The 17742-nt window shown below is 38.9% G+C and carries 15 protein-coding genes; 4 read left to right on the forward strand and 11 right to left on the reverse strand.

Annotated features, from left to right (window positions below):
- Positions 1-31 precede the first annotated feature (31 nt).
- Positions 32-2119, forward strand: coding sequence for a phosphate acetyltransferase (gene pta / locus AC1RJ8_RS09175; protein WP_492953379.1), 2088 nt, complete (start codon positions 32-34; stop codon positions 2117-2119).
- A gap of 1 nt (position 2120) precedes the next feature.
- A complete protein-coding gene (locus AC1RJ8_RS09180) occupies positions 2121-3317 on the forward strand; it encodes an acetate/propionate family kinase (protein ID WP_492953378.1) in 1197 nt (398 codons plus the stop codon).
- A 66-nt stretch (positions 3318-3383) separates the two neighbouring features.
- Here the strand turns inward: AC1RJ8_RS09180 and AC1RJ8_RS09185 are convergent, their stop codons facing one another.
- Together AC1RJ8_RS09185 and AC1RJ8_RS09190 are read right to left on the reverse strand one after the other, a co-directional pair.
- Positions 3384-3767: a VOC family protein gene (locus tag AC1RJ8_RS09185; protein WP_492953377.1), complete on the reverse strand. Its 384-nt coding sequence runs from the start codon at positions 3765-3767 to the stop codon at positions 3384-3386.
- A gap of 115 nt (positions 3768-3882) precedes the next feature.
- Complete coding sequence (locus AC1RJ8_RS09190) at positions 3883-4359, reverse strand: DinB family protein (RefSeq protein WP_492953376.1); 477 nt, start codon at positions 4357-4359, stop codon at positions 3883-3885.
- A gap of 115 nt (positions 4360-4474) precedes the next feature.
- On the opposite strand from AC1RJ8_RS09190, the gene AC1RJ8_RS09195 reads away from it, so the two are divergent.
- Complete coding sequence (locus tag AC1RJ8_RS09195) at positions 4475-5548, forward strand: aminotransferase class V-fold PLP-dependent enzyme (protein ID WP_492953375.1); 1074 nt, start codon at positions 4475-4477, stop codon at positions 5546-5548.
- Here the strand turns inward: AC1RJ8_RS09195 and AC1RJ8_RS09200 are convergent.
- The 5 genes from AC1RJ8_RS09200 to AC1RJ8_RS09220 are packed head-to-tail and all read right to left on the reverse strand — an operon-like array spanning position 5545 to position 11586.
- Positions 5545-6519 (reverse strand): L-histidine N(alpha)-methyltransferase, encoded by a 975-nt coding sequence (locus AC1RJ8_RS09200; RefSeq protein ID WP_492953374.1) that lies wholly within the window; start codon positions 6517-6519, stop codon positions 5545-5547. The genes AC1RJ8_RS09195 and AC1RJ8_RS09200 overlap by 4 nt on opposite strands.
- Before the next feature lie 7 nt (positions 6520-6526).
- Complete coding sequence (gene egtB / locus AC1RJ8_RS09205; RefSeq protein ID WP_492953373.1) at positions 6527-7678, reverse strand: ergothioneine biosynthesis protein EgtB; 1152 nt, start codon at positions 7676-7678, stop codon at positions 6527-6529.
- A complete protein-coding gene (locus AC1RJ8_RS09210) occupies positions 7678-9249 on the reverse strand; it encodes an ABC transporter permease/substrate-binding protein (RefSeq protein WP_492953372.1) in 1572 nt (523 codons plus the stop codon). Before AC1RJ8_RS09210 ends, egtB begins: the two co-directional genes overlap by 1 nt.
- Positions 9242-10201, reverse strand: a complete 960-nt coding sequence (locus AC1RJ8_RS09215) for an ABC transporter ATP-binding protein (protein ID WP_492953371.1) — start codon at positions 10199-10201, stop codon at positions 9242-9244. Before AC1RJ8_RS09215 ends, AC1RJ8_RS09210 begins: the two co-directional genes overlap by 8 nt.
- A 2-nt stretch (positions 10202-10203) precedes the next feature.
- Positions 10204-11586 (reverse strand): mercuric reductase, encoded by a 1383-nt coding sequence (locus AC1RJ8_RS09220; RefSeq protein WP_492953370.1) that lies wholly within the window; start codon positions 11584-11586, stop codon positions 10204-10206.
- Positions 11587-11783: 197 nt separating this feature from the next.
- Between AC1RJ8_RS09220 and AC1RJ8_RS09225 the strand changes: the two genes are divergently transcribed.
- Positions 11784-11918 carry a hypothetical protein gene (locus AC1RJ8_RS09225; RefSeq protein WP_280739890.1) on the forward strand — a complete coding sequence of 45 codons (135 nt, stop codon included), beginning with the start codon at positions 11784-11786 and terminating at the stop codon, positions 11916-11918.
- Positions 11919-12229: 311 nt separating this feature from the next.
- On the opposite strand, the gene AC1RJ8_RS09230 is transcribed toward AC1RJ8_RS09225, so the two are convergent.
- From AC1RJ8_RS09230 to AC1RJ8_RS09245, 4 genes are read right to left on the reverse strand one after another with little or no spacing between them, the layout of a single operon-like run.
- A complete protein-coding gene (locus AC1RJ8_RS09230) occupies positions 12230-14791 on the reverse strand; it encodes a M1 family metallopeptidase (protein WP_492953369.1) in 2562 nt (853 codons plus the stop codon).
- Positions 14792-14802: 11 nt separating this feature from the next.
- Complete coding sequence (locus tag AC1RJ8_RS09235) at positions 14803-15987, reverse strand: NRAMP family divalent metal transporter (protein WP_492953368.1); 1185 nt, start codon at positions 15985-15987, stop codon at positions 14803-14805.
- Positions 15984-16745 carry a 5-oxoprolinase subunit PxpA gene (locus tag AC1RJ8_RS09240; RefSeq protein WP_492953367.1) on the reverse strand — a complete coding sequence of 254 codons (762 nt, stop codon included), beginning with the start codon at positions 16743-16745 and terminating at the stop codon, positions 15984-15986. The genes AC1RJ8_RS09235 and AC1RJ8_RS09240 overlap by 4 nt, the downstream gene beginning before the upstream one ends.
- Positions 16742-17740 carry a 5-oxoprolinase subunit C family protein gene (locus AC1RJ8_RS09245; protein WP_492953366.1) on the reverse strand — a complete coding sequence of 333 codons (999 nt, stop codon included), beginning with the start codon at positions 17738-17740 and terminating at the stop codon, positions 16742-16744. Before AC1RJ8_RS09245 ends, AC1RJ8_RS09240 begins: the two co-directional genes overlap by 4 nt.
- Positions 17741-17742 lie beyond the last annotated feature (2 nt).

The following is a 17742-nucleotide window of genomic DNA, read 5'->3' on the forward strand; positions in this document are numbered from 1 at the left end:
ATTGGTTATTCGTATACATTGCCCCTTTTTTATGACTAAAAATATATTCATTGCTTCAGCCGAACCCTATACCGGAAAATCAGTAATTGCTTTCGGAATGATCAATATGTTATTGGCTAAAACCCAAAAAGTAGGTTATTTTAAACCCATTATTGCGCAAGATGATCAAAATAAAAAAGATGAACATGTAGAAGCCATGTTGGATTATTTCTCACTCCCTGTTAAGTATGAGGATGCTTTTGCCTTTACCCGGCAAGAAATGCTGCACCAAGCAGAAGATAGTGGCGCAATTATCAATACCATTATCAGTAAATATAAAAAACTGGAAGATAATTACGATTTCACGGTAATTGAAGGAAGCGATTTTTTAGGTGAAGGCATGGCATTTGAGTTCGAATCGAATGCCTTAATGGCCAAAAACTTAGGCGCACCTGTTTTAATAGTGGTATCGGGAAAGAACAAAACAGCAAGTCAGCTTTTTAAATCGGCCATCAACATTTACCGTAACTTCCTGTTGCGAGATGTGCAGGTATTAGGCGTGGTGGCCAATATGGTGAATCCAGAGGAGGCAGACCGTATTAAACAAGCTTTAACAAATCAATTGCCACCCGAATTACTTATCGCCGTTATCCCTACTGAAACAGGCCTGCAAAGTCCAACCATGAAAGAAATTACTTTGGCACTAGGTGGTGAGGTACTTTTTGGATCCGAACTATTGGATAACCAGGTTGATAATTTTGTGACCGGCGCTATGATGCTTCCTAATTTTTTAAGGCACATAAAAGATAACCTGCTTATTGTTACCCCTGGCGATCGTGGTGATATCATTATTGGCGCACTACAGGCCAACTTATCGGCCAATTACCCAAAAATTGCAGGTATTGTTTTAACCGCAGGCAGTTTACCAGATGAGCCGATTATTAAATTGATTGAAGGTTTGCAAACCATTATTCCAATAATAGCGGTTAAAAAAGGAACTTTCGAAACCACAACAACCATTGGTGGTATCCACTCCAAAATTACAATCGAAAACAAGAAGAAAATTGCAGTCGCAATAGAGCTTTTCGAAAAATATGTCGACATTAAAGCGCTTGATGATAAAATTATCACTTTTAGCTATCAGGGAATTACGCCACATATGTTTCAATACCAACTGGTTAAATGGGCCAAGCGTGATAAAAAACATATTGTTTTACCGGAAGGAAATGACGAACGCATTTTAAAGGCTGTAGAGAAACTCATTACCCAGGATATTGTAGACATCACGCTCTTAGGCGATCCAGCCGAAATTACCAACACGATTAAAAGACTTGGATTAAATCTGGATACCAATACTTTAAAAATACATAATCCAGGCCAATCGGCTCATTACAATGACTATGTAAATACCTTACATGAACTGCGGAAAGCCAAAAATGTAAACCTCGAAATGGCCAGAGATATGATGACCGATGTTTCTTATTTCGGAACCATGATGGTATATAAAGGCGATGCCGATGGGATGGTTTCGGGTGCGGTTCATACCACTCAGCACACCATCAGACCTGCTTTACAGTTTGTTAAAACCAAACCAGGTGTATCAGTGGTTTCATCCATTTTCTTTATGTGCCTGCCAGAGCGGGTGGCCATATTTGGAGATTGTGCGGTTAACCCCAATCCTACTGCCCAACAACTGGCAGAAATAGCAATTTCATCAGCAGAAAGCAGCGCCAAATTCGGCATTGAGCCACGCATTGCCATGTTATCTTATTCTTCTGGTACATCAGGCGAAGGTGAAGATGTGGAGCGCGTAAGAGAAGCCACTGCCATCGTTAAAGCAAGGCATCCGGAATTAAAAATTGAAGGGCCGATACAGTATGATGCTGCTGTAGATCCACTTGTAGGTAAACAAAAATTACCAGGCTCTGAGGTAGCAGGAAGAGCAAGTGTATTGATCTTCCCCGATTTAAATACCGGCAACAACACCTATAAAGCCGTACAGCGCGAAACCGGCGCATTGGCCATTGGCCCAATGTTACAGGGCTTAAACAAACCAATAAACGATTTAAGCCGTGGTTGTACTGTAGATGATATTTTTAATACCGTTGTAATTACAGCGATTCAATGCCAAGACATTTAATATGAACATTTTAGTAATCAACTCGGGAAGCAGTTCCTTAAAATATCAGCTTTTTAACATGCCAGAAAAAGCTCCGGTTTGCAGCGGTCTGGTAGAGCGTATTGGCATTGAAGGCTCGTTTATTAAACATACAGTTTATCGCAATAACGAAAAGTATAACATTGAACAATCAGGTTTTATTGCTAACCATGGCGAAGGCTTAAAACAGGTTTTAGTTTTACTAACTGAGGGAGAATACGCGGTAATAGCCAGCCCTGAAGATATTGCAGCTGTTGGCCATAGAGTAGTACATGGAGGTGAACATTTTTCCGGGCCGACTATTATTACCGATGATGTAAAACATCAGATCAAAAAGCTGTTTTCCCTTGCCCCACTACATAATCCGGTTAATTATAAATGTATTGAAGTAGCCGAACAGACTTTTGTAAACGCTAAACAAATTGCCGTTTTCGATACGGCATTTCATCAAACCATACCAGAACAGGCCTATCGTTATGCCATTCCGGAATGGTATTACAAAGAACATGGTATCAGGGTGTATGGATTTCATGGCACCAGCCACAAATATGTAAGTGAGCAGGCCAACAAATGGTTAAATAAAGTTGATACAAAAATCATTAGTATCCACCTGGGCAACGGTTGCAGCATTACTGCCATTAAAAATGGTAAATCGATCGATACCAGTATGGGATTTGGTCCCTTAAGCGGATTAATGATGGGCACACGTTCTGGAGATATCGATCCATCGGTTATTTTCCATTTAATGGAGCATTCCGGATATACTTTAGAACAGTTGAGTACCCTGGTTAACAAACAATCAGGACTGTTAGGTGTGGGTGGCTCGAGCGATATGCGCGACATCAGAAAAATGGTAAGCGAAGGCAATGCGGCTGCAATTTTAGCACTAAAACTGTATGCCTACAGGATCAAGAAATTTATTGGTGCTTATGCGGCAATTTTAAATGGTATAGATGCAATCATATTTACCGCTGGTGTAGGCGAAAACGACAGTAATATGCGTGAATCTGTATGTTCGGAGCTGAATTATCTAGGTATTGAATTAGATCCAAATCAAAATACAGCCTATAATGGAGAATTGAAAGAAATTAACAAGGCAAGCGCTAAAGTAAAAATCCTCGTTATTCCAACCAACGAAGAATATGAAATTGCCTATCAATGTTTTGAGCTTTTAAGCTAATAGCAAAACTTCCGAAGTTTGCGCCAATGGCAATACTCCTGGCTAACTTCGGAAGTATTGCACGGCCTAATTGGTTTCCAAAATAGACAGAATATTGCCTGCAGGATCTCTAAACCAGGCAATGTTTGGCCCTCCGTTTCCCCGGGAGATGCCTTTACTATCCGTTTTGAAGTATTCTTCATTGTAAATCTCGAACTTTATTCCTTTAGCAATAAGTTCGTCGGTCGCTTGATCTATATTTTCGACAGGAAAATTAAGTACTGTAAAAGTTGCCGGAACATGATTTGGCTTTGGGTAAAGTAATACATTTGCTGATCCGGAAATAACCAATTCTATTACGCCCATCGGGTTATCTTTAACTTCGATACCCAATATGCCTTGATAAAAATCTTTTGCTTTCTGTACATCGTCTACAGAAAATGAGCTGAATGCTTTTGAGTTTTGTAACATAATTTCTTTATTTTAATCAATTATCATAAGAACGCATAGTTAAATTTAGCGGATTAAAACAATAGTAACGGGCCGTATAAGCGGCAAAGTACAGGCCCAAATGAGACAATTTCCCTTAACTTTTCCAAGCGCCCAATAAACGCCTGATGACTACAATTTCGGCAATGTGGTAAGCATTATGATCGGCAATCTGTAAGGCTTCGCGTAATATACTTTGTCCATCGCCATGAGGAATGGGCACATATACATCTGAAGAATCTAACAAAGCAATAAATTCTTTCAAATCAGCATCAATCTGTTTTAGTGTATTGTTCCAGGCCTGTTCATCCTTAGGCGCCAGTTCTTTAGGCCAATATTCGTCTGGCCATTTTGGCGATCGATGTGATCCATCTTTACTAAATTCGAGCATATCCCACTGGGCAATTTTGATGTGTTCTACCAATTGCCAAATACTATAGGGTAAATTATAGGGCTTTTCGCCAAGAAGATTAAAAGGCAAATTGGCAACAGCATCTTTAAACCCTACATGTGCTCCACCCCCATTTAATAATTTTTTAAGTTCCGTAACCAGTATTGATGTTTGATTTTCCATAATAACCTTAGCAGATTGTATTATCCTAACAAACGTGATTCTCATAGGTTTGTATAAAAATCAATTTCGGTGGCAGCATTTATTTTTTTAATGCACAATTCTTTTAAATTTGGGCATGAACCTATCTTTTCCGATCCTCACAGCATATACCTATCTCAATACTGCTAATTCTGGCATTTTATCTACCAATCTGGCAGAATGGAGAACTAAACATGATCAAGACTTTATAGCCGGAGGAAGTATTTTCAGAATGGAAAATCTGCCGATCATTACCGACCTCAGAAATAACATTGCTAAACTTTTCATTTCAAAATCCGAGAACACCTATCTGGTTCAGAATTTTTCAGTAGGTTTTAATACTTTATTGAGTGGCTTGGACAAAAACCATCGTTTTCTATTATTGGAAGAGGAATATCCATCTGTGAGTTATCCTGTAATCAGTATGGGTTTTAAATACCATAGCATAGCCATTGATGAAAAGTTAGAAGAAAATATCATCATTGCCATTGAAAAATTTAAACCTACTGTGCTGGCATTTAGTATGGTACAGTACATTAGTGGGTTAAGGATGGATGATGAATTTATCCAGAAATTAAAAGCTACATACCCTGATCTTTTGTTGATCGGTGATGGCACTCAATTTTTAGGTACAACAAATTTTAACTTTGAAAAATCTGGCCTGGATGCTTTGATTGGGAGCGGTTACAAATGGCTTTTGGCTGGATACGGAAACGGTTATGCATTTCTTTCCGATCGTATGAAAGATGCAATATACAGCAGAAACAAACTGGCCGAGTTGCCTACTGCCCCATTTTTAAAGGGCAAAGACCACCTATCTATGTGTTTCGAACCGGGGCATTTAGACACTTTAAATTTTGGCACATTAAACGAGAGTTTAAATAAGCTTGGCTCAATTGGTTTCGATTGGATTGAAAAAACCACACAGGCAATTTCCAATAAAGCCAGGCTAGCATTAAATTCGAGAGGCTTAATTCCAGATTGGACATTGGAGCGAAAATATCAATCTACCATTATGAGCATGCCATTGGATCAAAAAACAGTTGACAAACTCGCATCAGCCAAAATCCTTTGCTCACCGCGAGGAGCAGGCACAAGGATTTCGTTTCACTTTTATAATACAGAAGAAGATTTAAATCAACTGCTCCAGGTTTTGGATAACCGCAGCTAGTCAACCTTCCAAATGGCATCTACAAAATACTGATGTTGATCGAAGAAACGCTTAAGCGGTTTAAATCCGGTTTTTTCTGCAAGCTGATCGATATCATTAAGCGAATATTTTTGTGATATTTCCATAAAAATATGCTCGTTTTCTGCAAAATGAATGGCATTTTGACCAATATTCACAATCTGTTTTTTTAAACTGATGAGGTAACTTTTACAGGCTCCAGATGCTGGATCGTAACTGGCATAATGCTCAAAATTATTCAGGTCGAAATTGCCCTCTAATTCTTTATTGATGCGATGAAGTAGATTGAGGTTAAATGATCTGGTAATTCCGCCTTTATCATTATAGGCAGAAAGAATCTGCTGAGGATTTTTTTTCAGGTCGAATCCAATGATCAACAAATCCTTAGGAGAAAGCAGTTTTTTTAATGACGAGCAGAATTTTCCGGCATCGTCTATATTCATGTTCCCGATATTTGCGCCCATAAAAAGTACAACCTTTCTGCGGCTGGATAATTCTGTGGCCTTTTTAAGCATATTAAAATAATCGCCATTTAAACCTTTCATATCCAATCCAGGAAGTTTTTTAGGCAAATTTTCTTCCAGATCTGAAATTACATGCGCGGAAATATCAATCGGAAAATAACTAAATTCCAACTGACTATCCAACAGTGATTTTAGCAGGTGAATGGATTTTGTTGCATCTCCGGCACCCAGTTCAATTAAATCAAAAGCGCTTCCATCGGCTGATATCGCCTGAGAAATCTGGTTGGCCTGGTATTGCAGGATTTCCATTTCTGCATTGGTTAAATAATATTCCTCCATTTCCATAATCTGCTGAAAAATACGGTCTCCGGTAGCATCGTAAAAATACTTAGAGCGCATAAATTTTGGTTCGGAGTGTAAGCCTGCTAAGGTTTCTTGAAGGAACTGTGTTTTGTTGTCTGTTGTTGTTTCGATAGTGGTGGTGGTCATATCTATACTATTTTACTAATCGGATGCCTGTATATTGCCACCTTAAATGTGGGTGGAAGAAATTTCTATAGGTAATACGTGAATGATTTTCGGGCGTGGCAATTGATGCACCGCGTAGCACTTTTTGGTTAACCATAAACTTCCCATTGTACTCGCCAATGGCTCCCGGCGCTTTACTAAAACCGGGATAAGGCAAATAAGCACTTTCAGTCCACTCCCATCGTTCGCCCCATTTAAAGTGTTCTGCTGCTATCTCCCACTCAAATTCAGTTGGTAAACGCATGCCTTTCCAGCTTGCAAAAGCATAGGCCTCGTAATAGCTGATGTGGCTTACCGGTGCGGTTAAATCAATAGGTAAAAGACCAGCTAAAGTATAATTAAACCATTTTCCGTCTATTAAATGCCAGTACATAGGTGCATTAATGTTATTGTTTTTTACCCAATCCCATCCTTCAGCATGCCAGAAATTAAAATTTTCATAACCGCCTGCACGAATGAATTCGATAAATTCTGCATTATTGACCAATGTTTTACTGATTGAAAAATCGTGTAAGTAAACTTTATGCCTGTTTAATTCATTATCAAAGCTGAAATCTGCTCCATTGTAACCGATCTCATAAATTCCTTCTGAAATTTTAATAAAGCCAGGTTCTGTTTCACGTATGGTTAAAACTTCTTTTTGGTTTTTTGAATAGGCTGGAAAAAGCGGGTTGTTTCCTAAAATGTACTTGATATCGGTAAGTAAAAGTTCCTGGTGCTGCTGTTCGTGGTTAAAACCCAAAATCAACAGTTCTTTTACTTCATCTGTTAGTGTAGTGGCCAGGAATTTCACCATGGCTTCATCTACATAAGCCCTGTACTGGTAAATTTCATTTACGCTCGGTCGACTTAAATTACCACGATCTGTCCGGATTACCCGATTACCAACCGTTTCATAATAACTATTAAAAACGAAATTATACTCATCGTTATATACCTGATAATTAACAGAAAACGGCTTTAATATAAAGGTTTCAAAGAACCAGTTGGTATGTCCCAAATGCCACTTCGGTGGACTTACATCAGCGACAGGCTGTACTACATAATCTTCTGTTTGCAATGGTTCGCAAATTTGTTCAGAGTATTTCCTGATCTGCAAGTATTCTTCTACCAGTGTCATTAATTTTTATCTAGATAGTTTTTAAGATCTGTGATGGTATTAACATTCAGATCTTTTGATTGTTTTTGCCGCATCATTAAAGCATAAGAATTATTAAAACCTATAGGTTTAAGCCATTTGATCTTAAACTTTTTCTCAAATTCGGTGTACACATAATCATAAGTTTTATCTTTATCGTGCGCCATTTCCTTAGCAATTTTTGGATCCGGTTGCAATAAAACCAATAAACCCGTCCCGGTATATTCGGGATAAAAATCGATCTGATCATTCATCAGTGCATCAAAACAGATTTTTGTTCCGCCAAGTCCTGTTTTGGTAGATACCTCATAATCGGTATTCCCTTTGATCAATATGCTGTACATTTCGGCCAGAATATATTGCTCACCAAAAATCTTTGAGCCTATCCTCACTACACCGTTATGTCCGTTTTTTGGTGCTTTATACAAACCAGTACTGATAAGAAAATCCTTTGCCACACGTTCTGGTGTTTGGTGGAGGTAATCTGTTCTGTAATTAAGATCGGTCATTACTGAATCAGTTATTTTACCTGCTAACAGATTTAATGTTTCTTCCAGCTTTGGAAATTGTTTAAAAGCTTCATTCCGAACTATTGGTGCAGCGTAATAAGGCGGAAAAATGACTTTATCGTCTTTTAAAATCTTTAGATCAAAGGCTTTCAAACGTCCATCGGTAGAATAACCGCTAATTACATCCAATTCTTTTGAAAAAGCGGCCTTGTACATTATCGCATCGCTGATTACAATGGTATGGATTTTTAAGCCGTAGATAGATTTCAATCCAAGATCACCATCTTGTCTGCCCATAAATTCAGGCGTAAATCCGGCGGTTAAAGTAGAACCATAAGCCGATGGAAGTACATAAAAGCCACCTAAAATTAAAATTGCAACTGGCAAAACGTACAATGCTTTTCTGAGCTTCTTAAAATCCATTTTCTGTACCAGTGAAAGTAAAGCATCGAGAATAATGGCCAATAACGCAGCAGGAATAGCTCCAGCTAAGATCATGTTTGTATTATTGAGCGAAATGCCCCCAAAAATAAACTCCCCTAATCCACCCGCGGCAATAAAAGAAGCCAATGTGGCCACGCCAACATTAATTACTGTTGCAGTACGGATACCCGCCAAAATAACGGGCATAGCCAATGGCAACTCAACCTTCAGCAAAATCTGACTTTTGCTCATGCCCATTGCCCTGGCGGCTTCTTTAACATATTGATCGATGCCAATAATGCCTGTATAGGTATTGCGGATAATCGGTAACAAGGCATATATCAGCAGCGCCACAATTGCAGGTTTCGCACCAATCCCTAAAACAGGGATCATAAAACCCAATAAGGCAATGCTTGGAACCGTTTGTAATACGCCGGCAATCCCTAAAACCGTTCCTGAAAGTTTTCTTTTTCTGGCAATCAATATGCCCAATGGTAAGCCAATGGCGATGGCAAAAAGTAAGGAAATAAAGGTTAAACCAACATGTTGCAGGGTTTGAGCAAACAATTTATCAGATTGCTCGTGCATAAACTGCCATAAAGTTTGCTGTTGCTCATTCATGTACCTGCGTGTTTTGAAATTGGTTAAATGCTTTGGTTAACTGTTCGAAATTAATGGCTTTGCTTTCTTTATTGGCACCAGAAACCAAAAGTTCACTTCTATCAGAACTTCGCAGCAATTCCATCGCATCCCATACATTCAAATCGGCAGACAGGCTTTTTCCATCCTGTAGTGTTACTTTAGGTAAATAAGACCATATATCCTGTATTTTAACTACTTTAAATTCAAGGGCTAACCTTTGTCCGCTTAAAAATTTCCTTGCAAAACCATTTATCGGTTGATAAAGCAATTCTTTGGGTGTTCCAATCTGGATGATTTTTCCCTTATCCATTAAGCAAATGCGATCTGCCAATTCAAAAGCTTCCTGAACATCGTGGGTAACCATTACGATGGTTTTCCTTTTTAGTTCTTCTAATCCTTTAAATTCTTTTTGGATACTGGTTCGGGTAACGTTGTCTAAAGCACCAAAAGGTTCGTCCATTAACAATACAGAAGGGTCTGTAACCAAAGCACGGGCAAGGCCTACACGCTGCTGCTGCCCACCACTAAGCTCATGTGGAAACATAGACAGACTATCTTCAGGAAGATGGAGTTTTTTGATCAGCTCCTGCGTTCGGACTTTAATTTTTTCCTTATCCCATTTTAAAAGCTTCGGCACAACGGCAATATTTTCTGCGACGGTATAGTGTGGAAAAAGCCCAATATTCTGCATTACATAACCAATTCCTGTTCGTAAAATATCAGGATCTTGATTGGTGATATCCTTGCCATTGATAAAAACCCCGCCTGCATCTGGCTCGATTAACCGGTTGATCATTTTTAGCGTGGTGGTTTTGCCACAGCCACTAGTGCCCAACAATACCAGCGTTTCCTTTTCTTCTACCTCAAAAGAGACTTTATTTACCGCTTGGGCATCACCAAATTTCTTACTTATGCCTTTTAATTCGATCATATTTAGATATCGATTTTCATAAATAGATTATTTAACGATTCGGAATAAGTAGGGTGTGCAAATACACAATATCTGATTCTATCGTAAGTAATATCACCTTCCATTGCCATTTGAAGAACAGACATGATTTCTCCACCCTCTGCGGCCAGGATGGCAGCTCCCAGTATCTTTTTACTACCTGCATCGACAATTGCTTTCATCAGTCCTAAAGTTTCGTTTGTTTCAATACCGCGCGCAACATTCGACATGGGCAGAACGGCAACTTTATAATTCAATTTCTTTTCTTTTGCTTCTTTTTCAGAAATACCTATCCGCCCAAGCTGAGGGTCGGTAAACATGCAATAGGGCACCGGCCGATCGCGAATAGAATAATTTGTGCCTTCCATTAGGTTCCGGTAAACGATGGTATAGTCGTTATAAGCAATATGTGTAAATGAAGGCCCACCTTTTACATCACCGAGCGCATAAATCCCTTTAATATTGGTTTCGAGTTTTTCATTAACAAGAATGTGCCCTTTGTCATCCAATTTTACGCCACAGTTTTCAAGGGTTAAATCTGCGGTCTGAGGCGTACGGCCTGCGGCTACCAACACATGGCTCGCAGTTATTTTTTTCTCGATTTTCCCAGACTCCAGCGTAATGCTAATCTGTTTTTTATCCTGCGCTATTTTATTGATTTTAGCATTAGTGATCAGCTCGATATTTTCGTCGGTTAAAATTTTAGTAAGTGCTGATGAGATATCCTGATCTTCTCTAGCTAATATGCCTGATGATTTTTCCAAAATGGTTACTTTACTGCCAAATCGATTAAACATTTGTCCAAACTCAAGCCCGATGTAATTTCCGCCAATAACCAATAGGTGTTCTGGAACAGTTTTAAGATCTAAAATTGTTGTCGATGTAAGATAATCAATTTCTTTTAACCCTTCAATATCCGGTATGGTAGTTTTTGCACCCGTATTGATAAAAATCCATTCGGCGGTTACTTTTTCTTCACCGCCATTGTTTAGCGAAATAGTTAGTTCTTTTTCAGCACTAAAACTGGCCGTTCCAAATATAAGCTCAAGTCCTTTGGTATTTTTAAGGCCCTTTTCTGATGATGACCTGAACTGGTTTACGATATCGTCTTTCCGTTGCTTTATCTTTTCAAAATCAATTTTGATTGCTCCAACTTCTACGCCCAGTTCAGTTGCTTTTTTGGCTTGATACACTGCCCTTGCCGAAGCGACCATTGCTTTTGTTGGTGTACAACCATCATTAATACACGTACCGCCAACATACCTTTTTTCTATAATCGCTGTTTTTTTGCCTGCTTCGGCAAGCCTTTTGGCCAAAGGAGTGCCTGCCTGACCTGCGCCTATAATTATTGCGTCGTAGTGTTTCATCGGTTCCCAGATTAATAGAATTTGTTTTGTCCTAAAAGATATAACCTAAATACTAGCCCAATGTTTGGTCAATATTGATTTATACCATGCCCAATTGAGACATCACAAGTTCGAATAAAAAAGTTACAAACTATATTCGAAAATCGACGTTAGATAATTGTAGACATTTAATTGACAAACATAAACCGCAGCCTTATATGCAACCTCAAACAACAGAAAACACGAACCTTACCGTTTTTATCCAGGATGATTCTTCAATTGAAGATAAAAGAGATATTTTATTGAATGGTTTATTGAACGATCTGAACAACGAAACCGAATCTTTTAATTAAAAGGCCGATTGTAGATCTAATTTTAGTTTTTTTTATCTTAAAAGACATTTAACCGGCATATAAATGTAAATTCATCTTCTTGCCGTACCGTCACCCTGAACCGAGCATTAGCGAGTTCACCGAAGGTAATCATTCCATGGTCTTAACAGCGGAAAAGATGCTGAAACAAGTTCAGCATGACGTTACGATTAATAGAAGAAGAAAAGGGCAAACAAATTCATGTTTACCCCTTTCAATCTAAATTAACGCTCTCGCGACAAAAGTATAAATTCTTCTTAAACCTCCATGTAACAAATTTATTTATATTAAAGTTAATATACAATAATCTGTGCCCGGCGAAGGTTATCTGTAGTCTGCAAAATTTTATCCTTTAGTTTTGGATTATAGACAGGATGTGATTTTAAGAAATCCTGTACAACTGCATTTGCTTCTTTGTTGTTATAACTCGAAAATGTAGCCGCCAACCACGATTGCGGAAAAAATATATCCCCTGTTTTCTGTATTTCTTCCAATAAATCTAAACTTTCTTTCAGATAATGGATGGATGTTTTTTGCCTGATTGGATGATGCAGGTAAGATAAAGCCGTAGTTACCCAGCCCTCTTTCTGGCGGTTTTTCCGGTCTTTTAAACCATTAAAAAAATTATCTCTTTCCTTAACGTCTAATGATAATGCAGGCATTAAATAAATCAGCCGGTTTTTACGGTCTTCGTTTTTGGTGCGTGCTAACTGATCTTTTAAGATCGTATTTGCAGTATCTGTTTTAAGGGCCAGTGTTAAAGCTAACGCGCTATAATCATCTTCTAACAATTTAATTCCATTTGGTGCGGTTTGTTTGAGCCAGATATTATACATGCGTTTTCCCGCATCCGCACTCAGATATACATTTTGATAAGCATTGAACAAAATCTTCTTGTTATTTTGCGTTTGTTGTTGCTCCATTGCATTCCATATTGTTTTTTCCATGCTTTCATACATTGCATTCCGTGCTTCAGCGGTAAGAAAAGTCCAGTAAATATTGGAGAGGTATCCAGTAATTGACCTGAGGTTCATCTCGTTTTTCTCAACCGATAATCCTTGTAAAAATACAGCCAAAAGTTCTTCAGGCTTGGTGCTTTTGCCCGAAAGCATATTCTCATAGGCATTGATATAGGCCGATGCCCGTTCTAACGGGTCAGCAAGACCATAAAGATTTGCCATCATCTCTTTGTCAATCGGAAAAAGGCCATACCCCGCACCGTTTGCATTAAATAAAATATACTGTGGTTTTGGAAGACCTTTTGCTTCAATTAAATCTGTCTTAGCAAGCTTAGCATTTACAACCAAAATCTTACTCTCTGTTGGGTAAACCAGCTTAACCGTAAAAGATTGTGGCCATACCCGTGGCTGTCCCATCTCACTGCTTTGGTTTAAACTTAAACCGCTTATTTTATCTCCATGGTATTTAATATCATAGCTAAAAACCGGTCTGCCAGGTTCATTTACCCAAACTTTGTTCCAACTATGAAGATCACTTTTGCTGTATTTACTTAAAATGGCAATCAAATCATTCCATGTAGCGTTGCTATAACTGTATTTTTTCAGATACTCCCTTATACCCTGCTGAAAATTCTGTTTCCCCATCAATAATTCCAATTGACGCATCATGATCGGTGCTTTATGGTAAATTATATTGCCATACATCGATCCAGCTTCCTGTAAGTTATCTAATTGCTGGCGAATGGGATTAGCACCCAGTGTTCTATCTACCCCATAAGCTGCCGGATAATGATCTTGTAAAAACTTAAGGTCGAAAGTACTTTTGCCCATTAATTTTTCGGTTACCTTATCGGCCATAAAATTGGCAAAAACCTCTTTCATCCAAACATCATTAAACCATTTCATGGTAACCAGATCGCCAAACCACATATGTGCCGTTTCATGCGAAATCAGGTTAGAGCGCGAAATGAACTGATCTTTGGTTGCACCTTGATCTAAAAACAATGCTGATGCTTTATATTGTACCTCCCCAGGGTGTTCCATACCACCAAACTGAAAATCTGGAATGCTGACAAAACCTATTTTTTGAAAAGGATATTTTATCGCTGTCCAGTCTTCCAAAAAATCAAGCGCATCTCGATGTGCTAAAAAAACAGAATCCACACTGAGCTTAATTTTGGCTGAATCGGTTTCGCGGTGCAGAAATTCCATTTTATTATTTTTTATTTCCCTATTTACCAGTGTGTATTTACCGGCAGTGAAGGAAAATAAATAAGTGGGTAGTTTATCCGAATTATTGAAATGATAGGTGGTAGAATTCCCCTGCACAAGCGAATCTTTTTTAGCAGCATTAGCCATTACCTTCCAATCAGTTGGAACGGTTAACGAAAGTAAAAAATTAGCTTTTAAATCCGGCTGATCAAAGCAAGGGAATACCGTTCTGGCGTGATCAGGAACAAAAAGTGCATACAAAAAATCTTTGTTTCGATTTAATGATTCGTTACCCGCAATAAACCCGATCTCGATATGATTAGCACCTATTTTTAAATATTCTTGTTTTACTAAGATATGTTCGGCTTTAAAATCAATCGGTATCGTTTTTCCATTAACCGATATTCGTTTGATAAGTTCTAAATGCTGCTTAAAGTCGACCTGCAAATAAATTAACCTATTTAGTTTAAAATCAATATTTTCAGTTGAATAAATTGGCGTTGTTTGTTCTGCTGGAATGTTAAAGTGAAGCTTATATTGAATATTACTTATAGCTGCACTTCTGGAACTTGCCAGTGCAAGCGAAACTCCAGGTTCAACGGCTACGGGATTTGTACCCTGCTGTGCAAAACAGGTAGCACTTAATAGGAAGAAAAAGCAAAAATATTTGGTAATCGTACTCATTGTATAAAGATTTATTCTCCTTTTATCATTTGTATAATGGTGCCATAACTCATCCAAACCATGGTTAATACCACAGCTAAACCTGTTAAGGTTAACCAAAGTGGTTGTTTATAATTTGCGATAATTTTAGTTCTATAGGCCGCAATAAGCATAATACCTAGTGCAATAGGCAAAATAAAACCATTAATAGCACCTACGGTAAGCAGTATTTTAACGGGTTTACCAATAAGGATAAAAATAATGCAGGAGATGGATATAAAGGCAATGATAATCTCACGGTTAAACTTTAATATCAGTGGGTGAAAACTCTTAATAAAGGAGATGGAGGTATAGGCTGAGCCCACAACAGAAGAAATCCCCGCAGCCCATATTACTACGCCAAAAATCTTATACCCTATTTCGCCGCTGGCCAATTTAAAAACCGAAGCAGCTGGATTGGACGGATCTAAAGTAAAACCTTTGCTTACTACCCCTAAAGCGGCAATAAATAATAATAAGCGCATAATAGATGCCAATCCGATGGCACTTAATGCACCTTTATTTACAGCACCTAAGTTCTGGATCCCAGTTTGCCTGGCATCCAATAAGCGGTGAGCGCCCGAAAAAGTGATATAACCGCCCACTGTTCCACCCACTATAGTCAAAACTGCCGTAAAACTAAACTGTGTGGGGTTTACTGCCCTTAATGCGGCTTCTGCCAATGGCGGAGAACTGGTGTAGGCAATAATTAAGGCGAGTATAATTTTAATCAGCCCCATGGTTTTGGCAAAAACATCCATTGCCTTGCCGGCTTCTTTGTAAATAAAGATCCCTATTGCCATAATTGCGCTTATTACAGCCCCCTGCCCAACACTAATACCGAATAATACATTGAGTCCTAAGCCAGCGCCAGCAATATTACCAATATTAAAAGCCAAACCACCCAAAAATACCAGGAAAGAAATAAAATATCCTAAACCTGGAAATACCTTATTGGCTATATCTTGTGCAGGTTTATCGGCAACAGCAATAATCCGCCAGATGTTTAATTGTGCAATGGCATCTAATATGATAGATAACAATATCACAAACGCAAAACTTGCCCCTAACTGCTGGGTAAAAACTGCAGTTTGTGTTAAAAATCCAGGGCCAATGGCTGATGAAGCCATTAAAAAAGCTGCCCCTAAAAGTACACTCCAATTGTATTTTGGCTTCATATTGCTGGGGCTTTAATTGCGATGCCTTCCTTTTGTAACCGTTCAGCTATTAATTTAGCAAAAGCAACAGCATGTTCGCCATCGCCATGCAAACAAACTGTTTCGGCTTTAACCGCAATGCGGTTTCCATTTGTACTATTTACTTTCTGGTTTAAAGCAAATCCCAATACCTGATTAATGGCATCTTCTTCATTGGTAATTAAAGCATTGCCTGCTGACCGAGGCGTAAGTAAACCATCATCCTGATAAATTCGATCGGCAAAAACTTCTGATGCGGTTACAATACCCTTTTTTTCAGCTTCATCGATCATCTTACTTCCTGCTAAAGCATATAGGATCAAACCCGGATCGAAATCGTAAACGGCCTGTACAATGGCTTTTGCCAGGGCGACATCTTTTGCAGCCATATTATATAGTGCACCATGCGCCTTAACATGATGCAATTTACTCCCCGCAGCTTTTACAAAACCGCTTAATGCACCAATTTGATATAAAGTAAGCTGATAGGCCTCATTCGGGGTAATCTTCATTTCTCTACGACCAAAGCCCTGCAGATCGGGTAAACCAGGGTGTGCACCAATGGTTACTCCTTTTTTTAAGGCTAAAGCTACAGTTTGCTGCATTACAGCCGGATCGCCGGCATGGAAGCCGCAGGCAATATTTGCTGATGAAATATAGTCCATCAGTTTTTCATCGTTGGGCATGGCATAATTCCCAAATGCTTCTCCCATGTCGCAATTAAGATCGATCGTTTTCATGTTTTAATATATTTAAGGCTTATTGCCGTGGTAATCAATGATAAATCGCGTTCCCGTTCAAAGTAAAGCGCTTCTGCCTCATCTCTCGAAATTTCGGAAAAGCGAATGGCATCACCAGGTTTAAGCTGTGCACATAAAGGCAAATCGACCGCTGCAACATGTGCAATACGCGGGTAACCACCTGTTGTTTGACAGTCGGCCATGAGTATAACCAAATCGCCACTTCCCGTTACCTGGATAACGCCAGGTGTTACTGCCGTGCTGAGCAATTCCTTTTTAACTTTTCTCACCAAAGGCTTTCCCAATAAATGATAGCCCATGCGATTACTCCTTCTATCAATGGTATAAAAATTGGTTAAAAATGAGATAATGGATGTTGCGTCGAACCAACTGATTTCGTTTGCAAGAACAACTCTAATGGTTTGTCTTTTCTCTGGCAGTAAACTTTCCCGCGAAATGCGCCAATTTGGGTAAGTTAACGACCTATTGATTAATTGTTCTAATATTCTTATTGATACTTCGGTATTAATAGCACCGCCGATCAAAACATCTGCCTTTTGCAATGCCCTCCCCTTAAAGCCCCCAAAAGCAGCAGTAAGATAAGTGCTTTTACTTCCCATTACATCAGGTACATCCCATCCACCAGCAATAGCCAAATAGGTACGCACCCCAATTGCATTATGGATTAACTTTATAACAGAACCTGCCGGAAAAAACAATGGCTTTTCTGCAGGCATTAATTCATTATTGTAAACTAAGCAGGCACCATCGCCAGAATAAGAAATTAGAATAGGTGTTTCAGCTTTAAATGACGCATCGGCATAGGTAAACTCAATGGTAGCATGGTTATCATCGTTACCAACTGCTTTATTCGCTAATCGGTGGGCCAGCTCATCCATAGCGCCCGATACAGGTACAGCTTGCGAAAGGTATCGGTACCGCCCCATATCTTGAACGGTGCTTAATAAACCCGGCTTAATGATACTGATTTTCATAC

The organism is Pedobacter sp. GW822-FHT03F06 (assembly GCF_058801365.1).

Bases quoted from the DNA above. Each gene is read 5' to 3' on its own strand.
- pta (WP_492953379.1), top strand. From the start codon at position 32: ATGACTAAAAATATATTCATTGCTTCAGCCGAACCCTATACCGGAAAA.
- AC1RJ8_RS09180 (WP_492953378.1), top strand. From the start codon at position 2,121: ATGAACATTTTAGTAATCAACTCGGGAAGCAGTTCCTTAAAATATCAG.
- AC1RJ8_RS09185 (WP_492953377.1), bottom strand. From the start codon at position 3,767: ATGTTACAAAACTCAAAAGCATTCAGCTCATTTTCTGTAGACGATGTA.
- AC1RJ8_RS09190 (WP_492953376.1), bottom strand. From the start codon at position 4,359: ATGGAAAATCAAACATCAATACTGGTTACGGAACTTAAAAAATTATTA.
- AC1RJ8_RS09195 (WP_492953375.1), top strand. From the start codon at position 4,475: ATGAACCTATCTTTTCCGATCCTCACAGCATATACCTATCTCAATACT.
- AC1RJ8_RS09200 (WP_492953374.1), bottom strand. From the start codon at position 6,519: ATGACCACCACCACTATCGAAACAACAACAGACAACAAAACACAGTTC.
- egtB (WP_492953373.1), bottom strand. From the start codon at position 7,678: ATGACACTGGTAGAAGAATACTTGCAGATCAGGAAATACTCTGAACAA.
- AC1RJ8_RS09210 (WP_492953372.1), bottom strand. From the start codon at position 9,249: ATGAATGAGCAACAGCAAACTTTATGGCAGTTTATGCACGAGCAATCT.
- AC1RJ8_RS09215 (WP_492953371.1), bottom strand. From the start codon at position 10,201: ATGATCGAATTAAAAGGCATAAGTAAGAAATTTGGTGATGCCCAAGCG.
- AC1RJ8_RS09220 (WP_492953370.1), bottom strand. From the start codon at position 11,586: ATGAAACACTACGACGCAATAATTATAGGCGCAGGTCAGGCAGGCACT.
- AC1RJ8_RS09225 (WP_280739890.1), top strand. From the start codon at position 11,784: ATGCAACCTCAAACAACAGAAAACACGAACCTTACCGTTTTTATCCAG.
- AC1RJ8_RS09230 (WP_492953369.1), bottom strand. From the start codon at position 14,791: ATGAGTACGATTACCAAATATTTTTGCTTTTTCTTCCTATTAAGTGCT.
- AC1RJ8_RS09235 (WP_492953368.1), bottom strand. From the start codon at position 15,987: ATGAAGCCAAAATACAATTGGAGTGTACTTTTAGGGGCAGCTTTTTTA.
- AC1RJ8_RS09240 (WP_492953367.1), bottom strand. From the start codon at position 16,745: ATGAAAACGATCGATCTTAATTGCGACATGGGAGAAGCATTTGGGAAT.
- AC1RJ8_RS09245 (WP_492953366.1), bottom strand. From the start codon at position 17,740: ATGAAAATCAGTATCATTAAGCCGGGTTTATTAAGCACCGTTCAAGAT.